This window comes from Actinomycetota bacterium, from assembly GCA_041658625.1.
Taxonomy (GTDB): Bacteria; Actinomycetota; JAHEXW01; order JAHEXW01; family JAHEXW01; genus JBAZZW01.
On sequence record JBAZZW010000002.1, the window covers coordinates 375,830 to 392,507 of the forward strand.

A 16,678-nucleotide genomic window follows, 5' to 3' on the forward strand; every position below is an offset into this window, starting at 1 on the left:
AGCCCATGAAAGCGGTCATCATGGCCGGCGGAGAAGGCACCCGCTTACGGCCGCTCACCAGCAACCAACCTAAACCCATGGTACCGGTATTGAACAAGCCGGTCATGGAGTATATTATCGAACTTCTTAAGAAACATGGCGTGACGGATATCGTCGCGACGCTGCAGTTTCTGCCTGCCATCATCAGGAACTATTTCGGCGACGGCAAAGACCTGGGCGTGGATCTTGCTTATAGCACCGAAGAAACGCCTCTAGGCACGGCAGGCAGCGTTAAGAAAGTCGAGGACTATCTCGACGAAACCTTCATTGTCATCTCGGGCGACGCGGTCACCAATGTCGATCTGACGGAAGCCGTCGCTTTCCACAAGGCCAACAAATCGGTCGCCACGTTGATATTGAAAAGCGTTGAGAATCCGCTCCAGTTCGGCGTGGTTATCACCGACGAAAGCGGCCGAATCCAAAGGTTTGTGGAGAAACCGAATTGGAGCCAGGTCTTCAGCGACACAGTCAACACAGGCATATACATCCTGGAGCCGAATGTCCTGAAGATGATTCCCGCCAATAAACCTTTCGACTTCAGCAAGGATCTGTTTCCGAAACTCTTAAAGGCCAAGAAGAGGATGTTCGGCTATGTTACCGAAGCTTACTGGCAGGACATCGGGAGCATAGAGCAATATATGCAGGTCCACCACGACATCCTCAAGCGGGAGACGGGCATCGAGCCGGAAGGGTTCAAGATCGGGCGCAGTATATGGGTCAACGGAGGAGCCAAGGTCGATCCTCTGGCTAAGATGAGGGGGCCGATCGTCATCGGCCGGAACGCAAAGGTTGAAGCGGGCGCCCGTCTAAATCCATACACGGTTATCGGCAATAACACGGTCGTCAAAGCCGGCTCTCTGGTCAGCCGGTCGGTAGTTTGGGAGAACTGCTATATCGGAGCGGGGGCCGAGCTTAGGGGCTGCACGATCGGCCGAACCTGCGATATTAAGAATAACGCCAGACTGGGGGAGGGCGTAGCCGTCGGTGACAACTGCACCATCGGCGAAAACGCCGTCATCAGCCCGAATGTGAGGATCTACCCGTTCAAAACGGTCGAAGCGGGGGCCGGCATCAGCAGCTCGATCATCTGGGAAACCAGGGGATTCAGGACTTTGTTCGGCCGGCAGGGAATAGCGGGCTTAATCAATATCGACATCACGCCAAGGCTGGCGATGCGGATCGCCGTGTCGTATGGCACTGCTTTGCCCGCCGGGGCGACGGTCGCGGTCAGCTGCGACAACATCAGAGCCTGTGAAATCATGAAGAACAGCATTATCGCCGGTTTGAATTCAACCGGCGTTAACGTCTGGGACATGGATAACGGGCCTTCGGGAGCTAATCGCTACGCGATTATTGGCGACCATCTGGCCGGAGGCGTCGACATCCGCCTGATGCACGACGACATCCAGTCCGTGGAGATGGATTTCTTCGACTCCAACGGCATCAACATAGGCGAAGACATGCAAAGCGCCATTGAGAAATACTTTTACCGGGGCGATTTCAGACGGGCTTTTTACGATGAAATGGGCGAGGTTATCTTCCCTGTTCGGGCGACAGAAACCTATATCAACAACATTTTAGAACATGCTGACCTGGGCTTAATCGGGAGATCAAGACTTAAACTAGTCGTGGATTACGGATTTGGCCGGGGCATAAAAGTCGGACCGGACATCCTGGCCAGGCTAGGGCTGGCCGTCATCTCGCTAAACGGCATTCCCGGCAGCGATCGGTCGGCCATGACTAAAGACGACATGGAGAGGGCTTTGCGGCAGGTATCGACCAGCGTCCGCGCCTTAAAGGCCGATCTAGGCGTATTGATTGACGGGCCGAGCGAACGAATCACCCTGGTGGACGAGAAGGGTCAGCGCATAAACCATTCGGTTGCCCTAATGATGATGCTTAAGATGGTCTGCGCTAAAGCGAAACAGGGGACCGTAGTTTTGCCGATGAGCGTGACTCAAATAGCAGACGATATCGTCGCGGTAAGCGGATGCGATGTTAAAAGGGTCGGCATCAGCTCGGCGGCGCTAATGGAAGCCGCTCTGGAAGAACACGCGATTTTTGCCGGCGCCGAAGGCGGAGGCTATATATTTCCGGAGATTGTTCCCGCCTATGCCGCCTTACCAAGCTTGGTAAAGTTGCTGGAAATTATGGCCGGATCCAAGAAACCGCTCAGCCAGCTGGCCGGATCTGTTCCCAGGTATCACGTGCTGCACCGGACAGAGGTATGCGCCTGGGATCGCAAAGGCTACGTCATGCGGCAGTTAATCGATTCGATCAAAGGGAAGAAGGTCGAGCTGATAGACGGCATAAAGGTTTATAGTCCCCGCGGTTGGGCGTTGATGCTGCCGGATCCCGTCGACCCGGTCTGCCACATCTACGTGGAAGGCGACACCGAGCAGCGCGCGGAGGCGCTAGCCGCTAAATACGCCGCGTTGATCAGAAAATTCAGGTCTTGAGAACAGATGATTAAATTCGGCACCGACGGCTGGCGCGATGTTGTCGCCGACGGTTTCACTATTACAAATCTGAGGCTGGTTACGCGCGGCATATCGGCTTATATAAAGACAAGCGCCGTCGAGCCGCGGCTGGTCGTCGGGTACGACTGCCGGTTCATGGGACGGGAGTTCGCCGCCGCCGTGGCGGATGAAATGTCGGTCAACGGCGTCAGCGTGATACTCGGTAACGAGGCTTATCCCACGCCAACCGTCGCTTATTCGGCGAAAGCGCTCGGAGCAGACGGGGCGATTATGCTTACGGCCAGTCATAATCCCTATTATTACAACGGACTTAAGTTCATTCCCGAGTACGCCGGACCGGCGACGGAGGAGATTACCACCGCCATAGAGGAGGCGATAACTTCAGTCGAGGGCCGCGCCAACCTCGAAGCAAGCGGCCGCCAGGCCACCGCGTCGATAGAGAATAAAGATTTAAGCACTGATTATATGAAGGCCTTGGTCGACTACCTGGACATTGACACGATTGCCGGGAGCGGATTAAAGACCGCCATAGATCCTTATCACGGGTCAGGGCGCAGGCTGATGCCGGAGCTCGCCCGGACGGCCGGATTGGACGCCACGGTCATCAGAGACAATGAAGATCCGCTCTTCGGGGACACCATGCCTGATCCGTCAGAGAAAAACCTGGGCGAGCTGAGAGAGCTTGTGGTCGGCAAGAAACTGGATGTCGGCCTGGCGCTGGACGGCGACGCCGACCGTTTTGGGATAATCGCCGACGACGGGTCATACCTGACACCGAACCAGGTGGTCGCGTTGCTCCTCGGGCACATGGTAAGAAACCGGGGCGCGGCCGGAATCGTCGTCAGGACCGTAGCGACGACGCATCTGCTAGACGCCATGTCGGCCAAGATGGGGCTAAAGATTGTGGAAACCCCTGTAGGATTCAAGCACGTTGGACTGTTGATGAGAGAGGAGAAGGTGATAATCGGCGGGGAAGAGAGCGGGGGCTTAAGCGTGCTCGGACATATTCCCGAAAAGGACGGCTTGCTGGCGGACATGCTTGTCGTCGAGATGATAGCTAAAGAATCAAAACCGCTGTCAACCATCTGGAAAGACCTGGTTGACGAGTTCGGACACTACTATAACGAAAGGCTGGATATACCATATCCGTCCGATAAGATAAAAATACTTTTTGATTCTTTGAAGGATAAGACGCCGGACAAAATCGGCGGCCTGAAAGTAGAGAGGATTGAGACAATCGACGGCGTCAAATTGATCTTAGCCGGTAACGCTTGGCTGCTGATACGACCTTCCGGCACAGAGCCGCTTGTCAGAGCATACATAGAAACCAAGTCAGCCGGCGACATGCAAGCGCTGAAAACCGCGGCCAGGGAATTGTTATCGGCATGATAGAAAGAAGAAGACCCAGGGAAAGAAGTTTCAGACGGTCCATGTCCCGCCTGTTTTTACTTATAATCGTTCTATTCGCTTTTATTATCCATTCATCGGCCTTGTTCGCCGTCGCCGATTACGCGTTTAACCGGGGAAGGATCCACTACGGCGTAAGCATCTACACCCAGAACGTCTCCCAATCGACCAGGGCGGAAGCAAAAAGCGCTATCTCAGCCAAGGCTAAGAAAGCGGCCGCGAAAAACCTAAGGGTAGAAGACGCCAACGGAAGCTGGCCGGTCGAGGTGTTGTTCTTGAAGCCTGCTCCGGACATCGAAGACGCGGTGAATGAAGCTTATCTGGCCGGTCGACAGGGAGGCTTTTTGCCGATGCTCGTGGATCGCGCGCGGCTATATCTAAAACCAAGAACTATCCAAATCACCTCAAAGGTAAACGAGGAATATGTCAAACTGACGACGGCGAAGATAGCTGGATTCATAGACAAGCCGGCCCAGGACGCGACGGTAGAAATTTCAGGCGAGACCGCTACGGTCAGGTCGGCTAAAAACGGGTGGGAGGTCAAACAAGCCTCGTTGCGGACTGAAATAATAACGCACGCCGCTGACTTTTCGTCGCGTACCATAAGCGTCCCCCAGGGCGTCGCCAAGGTAAAAGTGCATGACGCAGACGCCGGTAAAGCCCGTTTAATAGCCCTGAAAATGATGAAGGAACCGATTGAATACACGATAAACAACAAGGAATATGTTATTGACCCGGCGAAGATCGGCACGCTGATAGAGTTCTTGCCGGTCAGAAAGAAAATCAGGAAAGCCGGCAAAACCTCATACGAAACTGTTTTGACCGCGACAATGACCAAGAACAGACTTGAGCAGTACTTCATCCCCCTCAAGGACGAGTTCGAGGTCAGGCCCGTTAACGCGAGATTTGAAGCGGCCGAGGGTGTTGTTGACATCGTTCCGGGAATCAACGGTCTGGTCATAGACATGGATTCTGCCGTTAAGGATATCAACAAGCTGGCCCTGGAGCCGCCGCCCAGAAAAGCGACGCTTAAGATGAAAAACGTCGAGCCGGAGTTGTCGACGGCCAAGGCGCAAAGCATGGGCATCAAGGAACGGGTGTCGGTACATACCGAAAACTTCGAATTCACGCCTAACAGGTCTCAGAATATCGGGACTTTGGCAGAGGCATTAGATGGAATGCTGGTGGCGCCCGGGCAGGTTTGGAGTATCAACGAAGCGACCGGGCCGAGGACGGCGGCCAAAGGATATACGGAAGCGCCGGTCATAGTAAACGGCCAATTGTCTCCCGACATCGGGGGCGGCATCTGCAACGTCTCCACGACCATTTTTAACACGGTATTCTTCGGCGGATATGAAGCCGTCGACCGCTACCCGCACGAGTTTTATATCAGCCACTATCCGGACGGACGGGACGCCAGCATCTATTACGACGGGGGCATGGACTTTAAGTTCAAGAACGATAGTCCTTACTTCATCCTAATAAAAACGGACCACACGAACTCGTCGGTTACGGTCGCCTTCTACAGTACGAATATGGGTACCGACGTATCCTATTCCGATACCGGCTTCACAAATATAGTGCCCTATGGGATAGTCTATAAAGACGATCCGACCGTGCCCACGGGGTATGAAAAAGACGCCGATATGGGCTATGGTGTCGACGGCCGCGATATATCGGTTTTCAGGACCGTCAAACGAGGCGGCAATATATACAGGGAAGACAAGTTTATCAGCCATTACGAGCCCAAGCAAAGGATCGTTTTAAAGGGCACCGGGCCCGCTTTGCCGCCCGGCACGCCGCCACCTGCCGATTTAAGACCTTTGGGGCAGACACCTAGATAAACCGAAAGGCGAGTCGATGTTTCAGGAAGCCAAAAGGATAAAGCCGATCGGGAGCGGTATTTTCGCGGAAATAGCAGCCGTCAAAGCGGCCACCGAAGCGAAAGGCCTGTCCGTGATCGACTTGGGAATCGGCAGCCCGGATCTGCCTCCCCCGGCGCATGTCATAGAGAGACTCCGGGATGAATTATCAGTCAGAGAAAACTACGATTACGGAAGCTCGGATGGCCTACAAGAGTTCAGGGACGCAGCCGCTGCCTGGTATTCTGCCAGATTCGGCGTCGACCTAGACCCGAACGGGGAAGTTTTAACGCTGATGGGCTCCCACGACGGTTTGGCCCACGTGCCCTTGACCGTTCTCAACCCAGGCGATACTGCGCTGATTCCCGATCCGCATTATCCCGTATACCAGGTCGGCGCGATTCTGGCGGAAGCGGATATCGCGCCTATGCGCCTACGGGAGGAGAACGGTTTCTTGCCCGACCTGAACGCGATTGACGGAAAAACCGCGGATCGGGCAAAACTTATGGTCCTGAATTATCCGAACAACCCCACCGCGGCTGTCGCCGATTTATCGTTTCTTGAGGAAGCGGTAGCCTTTGCCAAAAAGCACGACATAGTCCTGGTCCACGACGCCGCTTATTCGGAACTGGCGCTGGACGGGACAAAGCCGCCGAGTTTGCTTCAGGTCGAAGGGGCCAAGGATATCGCCATAGAATTTCACTCCGTCTCCAAAACCTATAATATCGCCGGCTGCCGGCTGGGATTCGTTGTCGGAAACAGGCGAGTCGTCGGCGCGCTTGCTCGTCTTAAAAGCAACTTCGATTACGGGGTTTTCAAGGCGATACAGAAAGCAGGTGTAGCGGCGCTGCTCGGGCCTCAGGATATCATAGATAAAAACATTGCTGAATACAGGTCGCGCAGCCAGGTGTTCATTGAAGGGGTGGCGGAAAGCGGCTGGCGGATCGAGCCATCGCGGGCGACGATGTTCTTATGGACCCGGGTTCCCGAGGGCATAATGTCGCTGGACTTTGTATTGACGATGATAAGAGAGGCAGGCGTGGCGGCGATCCCAGGAAACGCGTTCGGTGAATTCGGCGAAGGGTATGTCCGTCTTGCAATGGTTACGACAATTGATAGACTTAAGGAAGCCGCGAAGCGCATCAACGAGGCGCGGATAATCTGACAAGGTCGATTAAGCTTAAAGGACGGCGAAGGAATCATGATCGAAAGGGGAACCGTCGCTAAGTACGAAGACGGAGAGATCATCTTCAACGAGAACGATTACGGCCGGGAAATGTACGTCATCGAGACAGGCAAGGTCAAGATATTTAGAATCCGAAACAAAAGGGAAATCGTCTTGGCTACCCTGAAGAAGGGCGACTTTTTCGGCGAGATGGCTTTGTTTTCCGGTCTGTCAAGGTCGGCGTCTGTTCAAGCCATCGGCAACTGCCGCTTGAGAAGTGTTAACCGCATCGACCTGAAGAAGATCGTCGACGAACCTGTCATCTGGCGGATTTTGCAGGAGATGAGCCAGAGGATCCGGGAGTTTGACGATAAGATGGAAGATCTTCTGATAGAGGATGAGCTCAGAAAGGTCATCCAGCTTTTCCGCAGATATGTCGCGCCTCAGGTCGTAGATGAGATTCTAAAAACCTCAGGTACTGAAACTTTGGACCTAATGGGAGAATTGCGGGAAGTCACCGTGTTATTCGCCGATATTAGAAACTTTACGTCGATTGCCGAGAAGATGCAGCCGCACGAGGTCGTTGAGTTATTGAACACATATTTGGGCGAGATGACGCACGTGGTGTTCCGTTACGACGGCACGGTCGACAAATATATAGGCGACGCAATTATGGCGGTTTTCAACGCGCCGATGAAGCAGAAAGATCACGCCCGACTGGCGGTAACGGCGGCGATGCATATCCAGGAAGCCGTGACGCGACTGCAGAAAGACAATCCGAACATATCGGTGGGGATAGGCATCAACACTGGCTCCGCGATTTTAGGCAATGTTGGCACAGAGCTGCACCTTGACTATACGGTTATAGGCGACGCGGTTAATATTGCCAGCCGGCTTTGCCGAGACGCAAAGGCCGGCGAGCTGTTGATAAGCCACTCTACATACGTGCAGATAAAAGAATATGTCACAGCTAACTGTCTGGACAGCAGGATGTTTAAAGGCAAGACGGAACCCGTGAAAGTCTACAACGTAAAGAACATGATAGAGGACGTCAAAGCGCCAAGGAAAACGGAAGGGAGCGTTTATGTCACCGGATAGGGGTACGGTCAAGAAATATGCGGACAAACAGGTCATATTCGAAGAAGGCGACCGAGGAGACAGGATGTACGTTGTCGTGTCCGGCTATGTGAGGATCTACCGGACGCGGGGCGGAAAGAACATTGATTACGGGATTATCGGACCCGGGGAATTTTTCGGAGAAATGGCGATGTTCGCCGAACACAAGCGGAGCGCGTCCGCGCAAGCCAAAGGCTTGACCGAGCTGTCGGTCATCGACGTAGACAATTTTTTAGGCAGAGTCAGGGACCCGCTGGTTCTTAACGTAATCAAGAAGCTTTCTGAAAGAATAAGGGAAATCGACGACCGCATCGAAGGTTTGATAATGCAGGATCAGGTCCGGAAGGAACATTTAAGCAACCTTATCACCCACAGTAGAAGGATCTACTAAAACCGGCGCGGTTTATGGGAGTCGTTGAACTTTTCTACGGGCTGGTCCTCGCACACTTCATCGCCGACTACATGCAACCGGCCGCTTTGGTCGAGTGGACGAAAAGAACAGGCCGCGGCCTATACGTTCATGTAGGAGTCTATACCGTATTGACGGCTGTCGTCTTATACGGTTACGGCGGCAATCTTTGGATCCCCGTGCTCATCGTAATGTCGTTAACTCATTTTCTGTTCGACAAGCTCAAATATTCGCTAGGCGATCAGACTGCCGGTCATTATCTATGGTCTTTCCTGCTCGATCAAGCCTTACATGGTCTGGTCATTATCGCGGCGACCGCATACCTTGCAGCAGCGACGGCGGGGCAGATCGATTTTCCGCCCTTTATCCGGTTAACCGCTCCTTACGTACGCGCGCTGATCGGCACGACCTGCGTAATCGGAGCCGGCTTTGGCGGATCGATCCTCGTCTTCGAGGCTTTGCGAACTTTTGCGCCGGCTGATGACGGGAAGATAATCACGTTCAGAGACCGGTTGCCGGGAATTTTGGAAAGATCGGCCGCCGGGATTTTCCTTTTTCTGACGCCCCTGCTTTGGCTAACTCCGCTAGCGCTTGGATTTTCGTTGGCCAGAAGCTTCTTTAACCGGAAGGATGTCGGCAATAGACGGGCGATGGTGGAATTCATTGCCGGCCTGGTTGGCTTTGGCATGGCCGCGGCATTGTATTATGGTAGGTATCTGGTTTAAGGAGAAGAATGATCCCTATTGTCTCGGTTATCGGATATGACAAAGAAGCGAAGACGGCAGCCGTGACGGCGCTGGTCAAGGAGATGACAGGCCGAGGATATCGCGTCGGTACGATAAAACATCACGTGCATAACGACTTCGAGATCGACGTGCCGGGCAAGGCGAGCCATAAGCACAGAGAAGCCGGCGCTTCCGAAGTCGCCATTGCCTCTCCGACCATGCTGGCCTATATAAGAACCCATGCTTCAGATCCCATGCTGGTCGACGTGGCGGCGATGTTTTCGCCGGACATCGATATCATAATCACGGAAGGTTACGCGGCCGCGGATACGTATAAGGTCGAGTCGCCGGTGAAAAATGTTGAGGCCGCGGCCGACGCGATAGAAAAGGAATTCCTGAAAGACAAGGACGGCGGTTAAAGATGCCTTTTAAGGCAGGGTCAAAGGAAATCGATTTTTCGACAGGTGGAAACGACGAGGTTGTCGACTTGACCGGCGGTGTTGCCAAAGCTGTTGCTGAGTTCGGCCTGAAAGAGGGAACGGTAACGGTCTTTGCCGTCGGCTCGACGGCGGCTATAACGACGCTTGAATTCGAGCCCGGTCTGGAAGCCGATATCAAGGTGTTCCTACGGGATATCGCGCCGGCCGGAGACTGGCGTCACAACGCGACCTGGGGCGATGGGAACGGGCATAGCCATATAAGGGCCAGCCTTATCGGACCATCGGTCACAATCCCGGTTACAGAAGGAAAGCTCGCGCTCGGAACATGGCAGCAAGTGGTCTGCATAGACAACGACATAAGAGGAAGGTCGCGAAGGGTGATCCTGCAAATGACGGGCGAGACAACCTGAACAACAAAGGAAGGGGGCAAACATAAAGATAAGGCACCTGGCCGCCGCTTCACTTTTTGCCGCGGGGCTGATTCTGCTGACGGCGGGTTGTTCGAACCGCCCGGAACTGGAACTGAATTATAGAAACTCTTTTAAGAAGATTTGGGACAAAGCGATGTCCGATACGGAAGCGGCCAGGAAGAAAATCGACCAGGCCTACGCTGCCGGTGACATAAAAGAGGCGTCCGACGAGTACAAAAAGCTTGGTTTGACCTACGTCAAAGCCCGGGAAGATACGCGGCGCTTGAAGGAACCGGCAGGATACTCAAAAATCCAGCAGCTCGTTATCAGCTATTTCAACGAAGGGGCCAGCTATTATACGACGACGGCCCGCGTTATCGAGGACAGCGGCGGCAATTATGATTCGGAACAGGAAGCGGACCTAAAGGCTCAAGAAAAGAAATGGAACGAAGCCGCCGAGAATCTTGCCAAGGCGCTTAAGGCGAAGAAGATACAGGTCAAGTAGCGCTACAGACCGGTCGGGTCCGAGGCGTACAGTTCGATATAGCCGCACTTGCGGCAGACATAGACGTTGATCTGGGAGCGGCGCTTAGGGTTGATGTAGAAAGTCTTATGAGGGCCTACAAGCAGGTTGTGCCCGAAATCAGCTTGGATGAAGTTAAGGATCTCGAAACTCGCCTCGATCATGGGGCCGCCGCACTTGTCACAACGTTTGTCGCCATTGTCCTTGTTGACGCCTTCCTCGATTTCCTCCATTATCTGGGCTTCTTGCTCGGCGAACTTGTCATTATCAGCCATTTAACCCTCCGCGTTCACGTAGAATCCGGCCGGCTTCGTCCATATTCTCGGGCGTATTGACGTTAAAAAACGACAGACCGCCGCCGGCGAACTTATTTATAGTATCGTCATCGATATATTGTACCCTGATCTTATCGAAAATAGAGGAGATGCGAAAGAGGCCGTCGTTTAACGAAGAGTCGATTGCGGGCACACAGGCTTTTGAATAAACAGCGTTTACCGTGTGCTCGCGCCCTTCGTAGCGGGGAACAAGAGCGTCGACATTGGCGTCAGCGGCGGTCTTAAGCATGTATTCCACCAGACCGGTATCTATGAACGGAGAATCACAGGGGGCGACGATGCTATATCGGTCCGGAGCGGCCTTCAAACCCGCGTACAAGCCTCCCAGCGGTCCCAAACCCGGCACTTCGTCAGTTACTATGGTGAACCTTCCGTCATGATCAACAAAACGTTCGGCCGAGTCCGCGACTACTATGAGGTTACCGGCCACCGGAGCAAGGGCTTCGACGACATAGTCAATAAGAGGTTTATCGTTGAGTTTCTCGAAAGCCTTGTCGCGTCCGAAACGACGGCTTCGTCCGCCCGCAAGTATCAATCCCGCCAACAGCGCCGCGCCTCCTTTGCTTGAACGAGAGGATTATATCACTATTCGACTAGGGTATTTGTGGTAGAATTACAGGTATCAAATGTTACGGAGGGAAATGGATGTTCGGCCTTGGCATGCCCGAGATTATCGTCATATTGCTTGTCGCTCTGGTTATTTTCGGACCGGATAAATTGCCGGAAATGGCCCGCGGAATAGGCAAGGGCATTCAGGAGTTTAGAAACCTGACAATGGGTGTCGAGAAACAAATGAAGGACGAGTTTGAAGCGATAATCAAGGAAGGCGAGGAGCCTCCAAAAACCGTCGCGGCCAAACCGGAACCGGCTGAAACGAAACCGGAAACCGCTGAAACAAAAACCGAAACGCCGGCCCAAGAAGAAAAAGCTGACGCCGAGACCGAGGCGGCTTCAGAGGACGGGCCGGAAGAAAAGAAGAATTGACATAGGACGGAAATCCGTTCGCGAATAAGAGATTCAAACGGGAGCTGCTATGAATCAAGCAAGCGGGGCGGCTGAGAGGACGCGGACGCGTCGACCGTTAACACCTGATCCGGGTAATGCCGGCGGAGGAAACTCAAAAGCTAATCGAGAGGCTTAACCGACGCCGGTGGAGTCTCTTTTTTATTTTTAAAACAGGGAAACGGGATTAAGGAGGAAACGTATGAATTGGGGAGTTAAGGCTGCAGATTTGATGGTAGCGGTAAGGGAGAAGAAACCACTGGTTCACCACATCACCAACTTTGTCGTCATGAACGAAACTGCCAATATCACGCTGGCCTGCGGCGCGCTGCCGGTTATGGCCCACGCCAAGGAAGAGGCGGCTGAGATGGCAGGCCAGGCCTCGGTTTTGGTACTCAATATCGGAACGCTTTGGCCTGACGAAGTCGAGGCGATGAAGTTGGCCGGACATCGGGCGAACGAACGCGGCATTCCAGTTGTGTTGGATCCGGTCGGGGCGGGCGCGACCGCCTACCGGACGCGCGTCTCGCGAGAACTGCTGGACGAACTTAAGATAAGCCTGGTTAGAGGCAATGTCGCTGAGATAGGTGTTTTGGCCGGGCTGGACGCTGAGATCGCAGGAGTAGAAGCAGCCGGCGGGCCGGGCGGAGAGAAGGAAGCGGCCGTCGCTTTCGTCGGTAAATACGGCTGCGCGGCGGCGGTCACCGGACCGGTAGACGTCGTCGCGGCGCCAGGAATCGTCCTGGTGATCGCCAACGGACATAAAATGATGGGGACTGTTACCGGAACGGGCTGCATGGCGACAACCGTCCTCGCGGCTTTCGCCGCGGTTAATGATAATATGGCGGAAGCGGCGGCGGCGGGATTGGCAGTCTACGGGCTGGCCGGTCAAATAGCCGCCGGCGAGGCCAAAGGGCCGGGGACGTTTCACGTGCTCCTGTACGACGCCATGGCCAACCTGACTGAAGATGAGATAAGGGCTGGAGCAAAAATAGATGAGATCTGAGAAGAAAAGCATCGACTGCAGCCTGTGCGCGATCACAGTCGATAACCCCACACTTGGGAGGTCGCACAACGACATAGCAGTAGCGGCTATTCGCGGCGGCGCGACGATGATCCAGTTCCGCGATAAGACCATGGACGATGCTATATTCGAGAAAGAGGCTGAGAGAGTCGGCGATATCGCTAAGGACGCGGGCGTTTTGTTTATCGTTAACGACCGGGTAGATATAGCCAAACGGTGTGGTGCCGACGGAGTCCACGTCGGCCGGGAGGATACCGACATCGTTGCGGCCAGGACGGCCTTAGGACTGGACGCGATCATAGGAGTGTCAGTTTCCGGCCGGGAAGAAGCGTTGGCGGCTGAGGCGGCGGGGGCGGACTATCTGGGCGCGGGACCAGTTTTCGAGACTGGCAGCAAGGACGACGCGGGCCGGCCGATTGGACTGGAAGAAATGGCGGAGATTTGCCGGTCGGTGATCTTGCCGGTAATCGCGATCGGAGGAATCACAATGGCCAACGCGGCCGATGTTATGGCCGCCGGGGCGGCCGGCATAGCGGTTATCGCGGCTATCGCCGAAGCCCCGGACATGACGCTGGCCGCCAACGATTTAAGAGGATGTGTTGAACGCAATGTCGCTTCTTGACGATTTGAGAAACGGAATAACGAGGCAGGAAACCGCCGACGTCGCGGCGATTGAGAATATAGACGAAAGCCGGCTGGTTGAGGATGTATTAAGCGGACACACGGTTATTATCAAGAGCGCGGCCAGGCCGGATCAGATTCCTTTGGGCGTAGGCGTAAGGCTTAGGACAAAGGTGAATGCCAACATAGGCACCTCAGACACCTTTCGTTCCGCGGACGAGGAGATGCTTAAGTTAGACGCCGCCGTTAGCGCCGGAGCCGACGCCGTCATGGACTTGTCTACTGGCGGGGACATCTACGGCATACTCGGAGCGATTATTAAACGTTCCCCGGTTGTTGTGGGGACGGTGCCCGTTTACGGCGCGGCCGTGGCCGCGATCGACAAGCGGGGGAGCATAGTCGATATGACGAGCGGCGATTTATTCGCCGCCGTCGAGAAACACTGCCGGATGGGGGCGGATTTCATCACCGTCCACTGCGGCACAAACCGGGAGTCGGTCGGGGCTCTGGCCAAAGACAGACGCGTAACGGATGTCGTCAGCCGGGGAGGCGCCTTGTTGACCGGCTGGATTCTTCATAACGACTGCGAGAATCCGCTCTTTGAGGAATATGATCGTTTGCTGGAAATCGCCCGGAAATACGACACGGTTCTCAGCTTAGGCGACGGTATGCGGCCCGGCTGCATAGCGGACGCGACGGACACCGCCCAGCTGACGGAGCTTAGGATTCTTGGAGAACTGGCCGCGAGAGCCAGGCAAGCGGGCGTGCAGGCGATGATCGAAGGACCGGGACACATTCCGTTGGACCAGGTAGAGATGAACGTGCGACTGGAAAAGGAATACTGCGACGGGGCGCCGTTTTACGTGTTGGGTCCGCTGGTCACCGACATAGCGCCGGGATATGATGAGCTGACGGCCGGCATAGGCGGCGCCATCGCGGCGGCCGCCGGGGCGGATTTTCTTTGCTACGTGACGCCGAGAGAACATTTGGGCCTGCCGGATATTAACGATGTGCACAGGGGCGTTATCGCTTCAAGAATAGCCGCCCACGCCGGGGATGTTGTGAAAGGCGTTCCAGGTGCGGCGGAATGGGATTTGAATATGGCCAAAGCCAGGAAGGCGTTGGACTGGGAAGCGCAGATCGCTCTGGCGATTGACCCGGAACGCGCGTCGGCCATGAGGGCGGAGCGCGGCCGGATCGAAGGCGAGGCCTGTTCCATGTGCGGACGCTTATGCGCGATGAAAGTCGTCGGTGAATACCTGGGCAGCCCTGTTTCCGAAGGATGTTCGTAGATCAAGCCGGAGCGGCGTATGAAGATTGACGACATAGGCGAATTCGGCTTAATCGAACAAATAGCGGAGCTCGTCAAAAAGGAGCAGAAAAAGAACGCTCGCGTCAGCGTGGGTATCGGCGACGACACGGCCGTTGTCGCCCCGCCCGACGCCGACCGGATGCTTTTAACAACCGACACGATGGTGGAAAACGTTCACTTTAACAGGGCATACGTCCGAGGCGAGGACATCGGATATAAGGCCATGGCGACAAATATAAGCGATATCGCAGCCATGGGAGGCCGGCCTGACTACGCGACGGTAACGCTCGGATTACCGAGGGACACGGAAGTTGAGTTCATCAAGGACATCTATCGCGGCCTTTTGGATTGTGGCCAAGAGTACGGGGCGACCATCGTCGGCGGGGATTTAACCAAAGCCAACAAGATTTTTATAACCGTCAGTCTTACCGGCCACGCTGGCACGGATTATGTAAAACTAAGATCTTATGCCGAACCGGGCGATGTAGTGATGGTAACGGGCGCTTTGGGCGGCGCCGGGGCGGCCTTAAAAGGTCTTAAGGCCGGCGCACGACCAGGCCGGGGGATGCCCAAGTCTCTTTTCCTGCGATTTGCCCGACCAACGCCCAGACTTGCCGAAGGTCTGACTGCGGCCAAAGAAGGGGCCGGCGCGATGCAGGATATTAGCGACGGATTGCTGGCCGACCTAAAGCATATCTGCCAGGCCAGCGGGCATGGGGCAAAGATACGGCTAAACTCTATTCCTGTCTTTCCGGAAGCCAGCCGCTTACCGGGATTGTCAAAAGCCAGCGCTTTGCGGCTGGCTTTAACCGGAGGGGAAGACTACGAGCTGATTATTACGGCCAACCCGGCCCAAGCAAACATAATTAAAGCCAAAGTTGAGGTTGAGACTAACACGCAGGTCTCATTTATCGGAGAGATTACGGAAGCCGGCGGCGGGGTTGAGATGATAGACGAGGAGGGACGGGCCGTTGTCCAAAGAAGGACAGGTTATGACCACTTTACAGGAGGAAGCATCCGAGAATAAAACGCCCCTGGTGATCGTCGCGGGCGGCCTGGATCCCAGCGGGGGAGCCGGCCTGGCCGTAGACATAGGCGCCGTCCACGCTTCCGGAGCGATAGCTTTGCCTATCGCGACCTGCCTGACAGCCCAAAGCGCCGCTACAGCCTACGCCGTCTATCCCGTCGATCCGGAGATAGTCGGCTTGCAGCTTGAAGCCCTTTTTAAGGACAGCCGTCCTTCGATCATAAAGACCGGCCTTATTCAATCGTCGGCCATGGCCAAGCTCCTGGTCGAGTTTACCCGTCAGCATAACCTAAAACTTATTGCAGACCCGGTCATAAAAAGCACCTCGGGTTTGTTGATGGCCGGAGAAGGGGCCCCCGAATTCATGAGCAATATTCTAGTTCCCGCGGCTTATCTGGTAACTCCAAATGCCAAGGAAGCGGAGATCCTGACAGGATTGAAAGTCAATGACGCGGCTGGAGCGAAATCGGCCGCGAAGAAGCTGGTCGAGTCGGGCGCGGCTAACGCGCTGGTTACCGGCGGACATATAAATTCCGATGGCGATATTTCCGCTGACTACTTGTATAATGGATTTGATTTTGTCGAATTCAAAGCCAAACGGGAATCCGGCGGAGAAACGCGAGGGACCGGTTGTATGCTGGCGTCAGCTATCGCCGGTCGCTTGGCCGGCGGAGAGGATTTGGAGGAAGCAATAACCGAGTCAAAGACCTTCGTATCGGAAAGAATCGTCAAGGCAGCAAATATTGCGGGAACACGTGTGGCGACATTTGGCGGGGCTTAA

At 54.8% G+C, this 16,678-nt stretch carries 18 protein-coding genes and 1 riboswitch; of the genes, 16 read left to right on the plus strand and 2 right to left on the minus strand.

Features of this window, described 5'->3' with window-relative positions:
* The first annotated feature begins 5 nt into the window (after positions 1-5).
* From WC891_06760 to WC891_06805, 10 genes are all read left to right on the plus strand, one after another.
* Entirely contained in the window at positions 6-2,498 is a 2,493-nt protein-coding gene (locus tag WC891_06760) for a sugar phosphate nucleotidyltransferase (protein MFA5867641.1), read from the plus strand.
* Positions 2,499-2,504: 6 nt separating this feature from the next.
* The gene (locus WC891_06765) at positions 2,505-3,908 is read left to right on the plus strand and encodes a phosphoglucomutase/phosphomannomutase family protein (protein ID MFA5867642.1); all 1,404 of its coding nucleotides are present in this window, start codon (positions 2,505-2,507) and stop codon (positions 3,906-3,908) included.
* A complete protein-coding gene (locus WC891_06770; protein ID MFA5867643.1) occupies positions 3,905-5,770 on the plus strand; it encodes a VanW family protein in 1,866 nt (621 codons plus the stop codon). The genes WC891_06765 and WC891_06770 overlap by 4 nt, the downstream gene beginning before the upstream one ends.
* 16 nt (positions 5,771-5,786) lie before the next feature.
* Positions 5,787-6,953 (plus strand): aminotransferase class I/II-fold pyridoxal phosphate-dependent enzyme, encoded by a 1,167-nt coding sequence (locus tag WC891_06775; GenBank protein ID MFA5867644.1) that lies wholly within the window; start codon positions 5,787-5,789, stop codon positions 6,951-6,953.
* Between the two features lie 36 nt (positions 6,954-6,989).
* Positions 6,990-8,051, plus strand: a complete 1,062-nt coding sequence (locus tag WC891_06780; protein ID MFA5867645.1) for an adenylate/guanylate cyclase domain-containing protein — start codon at positions 6,990-6,992, stop codon at positions 8,049-8,051.
* Complete coding sequence (locus WC891_06785; protein MFA5867646.1) at positions 8,038-8,460, plus strand: cyclic nucleotide-binding domain-containing protein; 423 nt, start codon at positions 8,038-8,040, stop codon at positions 8,458-8,460. The genes WC891_06780 and WC891_06785 overlap by 14 nt, the downstream gene beginning before the upstream one ends.
* A gap of 14 nt (positions 8,461-8,474) precedes the next feature.
* On the plus strand, positions 8,475-9,203 hold the full coding sequence (locus WC891_06790) for a DUF3307 domain-containing protein (GenBank protein ID MFA5867647.1): 729 nt from the start codon (positions 8,475-8,477) through the stop codon (positions 9,201-9,203).
* 8 nt (positions 9,204-9,211) lie between these two features.
* On the plus strand, positions 9,212-9,622 hold the full coding sequence (gene mobB / locus WC891_06795) for a molybdopterin-guanine dinucleotide biosynthesis protein B (GenBank protein ID MFA5867648.1): 411 nt from the start codon (positions 9,212-9,214) through the stop codon (positions 9,620-9,622).
* Positions 9,623-9,624: 2 nt separating this feature from the next.
* Complete coding sequence (locus WC891_06800; protein ID MFA5867649.1) at positions 9,625-10,053, plus strand: secondary thiamine-phosphate synthase enzyme YjbQ; 429 nt, start codon at positions 9,625-9,627, stop codon at positions 10,051-10,053.
* Positions 10,054-10,207: 154 nt separating this feature from the next.
* Complete coding sequence (locus WC891_06805; protein MFA5867650.1) at positions 10,208-10,558, plus strand: hypothetical protein; 351 nt, start codon at positions 10,208-10,210, stop codon at positions 10,556-10,558.
* Between the two features lie 2 nt (positions 10,559-10,560).
* Here WC891_06805 and WC891_06810 read toward each other — a convergent pair whose 3' ends face one another.
* Both WC891_06810 and WC891_06815 read right to left on the minus strand, forming a co-directional pair.
* Positions 10,561-10,851: a hypothetical protein gene (locus tag WC891_06810; GenBank protein ID MFA5867651.1), complete on the minus strand. Its 291-nt coding sequence runs from the start codon at positions 10,849-10,851 to the stop codon at positions 10,561-10,563.
* Positions 10,844-11,455, minus strand: a complete 612-nt coding sequence (locus WC891_06815) for a molybdenum cofactor guanylyltransferase (protein MFA5867652.1) — start codon at positions 11,453-11,455, stop codon at positions 10,844-10,846. The genes WC891_06810 and WC891_06815 overlap by 8 nt, the downstream gene beginning before the upstream one ends.
* A 101-nt stretch (positions 11,456-11,556) precedes the next feature.
* On the opposite strand from WC891_06815, the gene WC891_06820 reads away from it, so the two are divergent.
* The 6 genes from WC891_06820 (at position 11,557) to WC891_06845 (ending at position 16,678) form a co-directional block, all read left to right on the plus strand.
* On the plus strand, positions 11,557-11,895 hold the full coding sequence (locus WC891_06820; protein MFA5867653.1) for a twin-arginine translocase TatA/TatE family subunit: 339 nt from the start codon (positions 11,557-11,559) through the stop codon (positions 11,893-11,895).
* Positions 11,896-11,922: 27 nt separating this feature from the next.
* Positions 11,923-12,043, plus strand: a riboswitch (TPP riboswitch).
* Between the two features lie 72 nt (positions 12,044-12,115).
* Entirely contained in the window at positions 12,116-12,919 is an 804-nt protein-coding gene (gene thiM / locus WC891_06825) for a hydroxyethylthiazole kinase (GenBank protein ID MFA5867654.1), read from the plus strand.
* On the plus strand, positions 12,909-13,559 hold the full coding sequence (gene thiE, locus WC891_06830; GenBank protein ID MFA5867655.1) for a thiamine phosphate synthase: 651 nt from the start codon (positions 12,909-12,911) through the stop codon (positions 13,557-13,559). Before thiM ends, thiE begins: the two co-directional genes overlap by 11 nt.
* Positions 13,546-14,850, plus strand: a complete 1,305-nt coding sequence (thiC, locus tag WC891_06835) for a phosphomethylpyrimidine synthase ThiC (protein MFA5867656.1) — start codon at positions 13,546-13,548, stop codon at positions 14,848-14,850. Before thiE ends, thiC begins: the two co-directional genes overlap by 14 nt.
* 18 nt (positions 14,851-14,868) lie before the next feature.
* The gene (thiL, locus tag WC891_06840; protein MFA5867657.1) at positions 14,869-15,897 is read left to right on the plus strand and encodes a thiamine-phosphate kinase; all 1,029 of its coding nucleotides are present in this window, start codon (positions 14,869-14,871) and stop codon (positions 15,895-15,897) included.
* Positions 15,863-16,678 (plus strand): bifunctional hydroxymethylpyrimidine kinase/phosphomethylpyrimidine kinase, encoded by an 816-nt coding sequence (locus WC891_06845; GenBank protein MFA5867658.1) that lies wholly within the window; start codon positions 15,863-15,865, stop codon positions 16,676-16,678. The genes thiL and WC891_06845 overlap by 35 nt, the downstream gene beginning before the upstream one ends.

Coding starts and splice junctions, on each gene's coding strand:
- WC891_06760 (MFA5867641.1), top strand. CDS start 6: ATGAAAGCGGTCATCATGGCCGGCGGAGAAGGCACCCGCTTACGGCCG.
- WC891_06765 (MFA5867642.1), top strand. CDS start 2,505: ATGATTAAATTCGGCACCGACGGCTGGCGCGATGTTGTCGCCGACGGT.
- WC891_06770 (MFA5867643.1), top strand. CDS start 3,905: ATGATAGAAAGAAGAAGACCCAGGGAAAGAAGTTTCAGACGGTCCATG.
- WC891_06775 (MFA5867644.1), top strand. CDS start 5,787: ATGTTTCAGGAAGCCAAAAGGATAAAGCCGATCGGGAGCGGTATTTTC.
- WC891_06780 (MFA5867645.1), top strand. CDS start 6,990: ATGATCGAAAGGGGAACCGTCGCTAAGTACGAAGACGGAGAGATCATC.
- WC891_06785 (MFA5867646.1), top strand. CDS start 8,038: ATGTCACCGGATAGGGGTACGGTCAAGAAATATGCGGACAAACAGGTC.
- WC891_06790 (MFA5867647.1), top strand. CDS start 8,475: ATGGGAGTCGTTGAACTTTTCTACGGGCTGGTCCTCGCACACTTCATC.
- mobB (MFA5867648.1), top strand. CDS start 9,212: ATGATCCCTATTGTCTCGGTTATCGGATATGACAAAGAAGCGAAGACG.
- WC891_06800 (MFA5867649.1), top strand. CDS start 9,625: ATGCCTTTTAAGGCAGGGTCAAAGGAAATCGATTTTTCGACAGGTGGA.
- WC891_06805 (MFA5867650.1), top strand. CDS start 10,208: ATGTCCGATACGGAAGCGGCCAGGAAGAAAATCGACCAGGCCTACGCT.
- WC891_06810 (MFA5867651.1), bottom strand. CDS start 10,851: ATGGCTGATAATGACAAGTTCGCCGAGCAAGAAGCCCAGATAATGGAG.
- WC891_06820 (MFA5867653.1), top strand. CDS start 11,557: ATGTTCGGCCTTGGCATGCCCGAGATTATCGTCATATTGCTTGTCGCT.
- thiM (MFA5867654.1), top strand. CDS start 12,116: ATGAATTGGGGAGTTAAGGCTGCAGATTTGATGGTAGCGGTAAGGGAG.
- thiE (MFA5867655.1), top strand. CDS start 12,909: ATGAGATCTGAGAAGAAAAGCATCGACTGCAGCCTGTGCGCGATCACA.
- thiC (MFA5867656.1), top strand. CDS start 13,546: ATGTCGCTTCTTGACGATTTGAGAAACGGAATAACGAGGCAGGAAACC.
- thiL (MFA5867657.1), top strand. CDS start 14,869: ATGAAGATTGACGACATAGGCGAATTCGGCTTAATCGAACAAATAGCG.
- WC891_06845 (MFA5867658.1), top strand. CDS start 15,863: ATGACCACTTTACAGGAGGAAGCATCCGAGAATAAAACGCCCCTGGTG.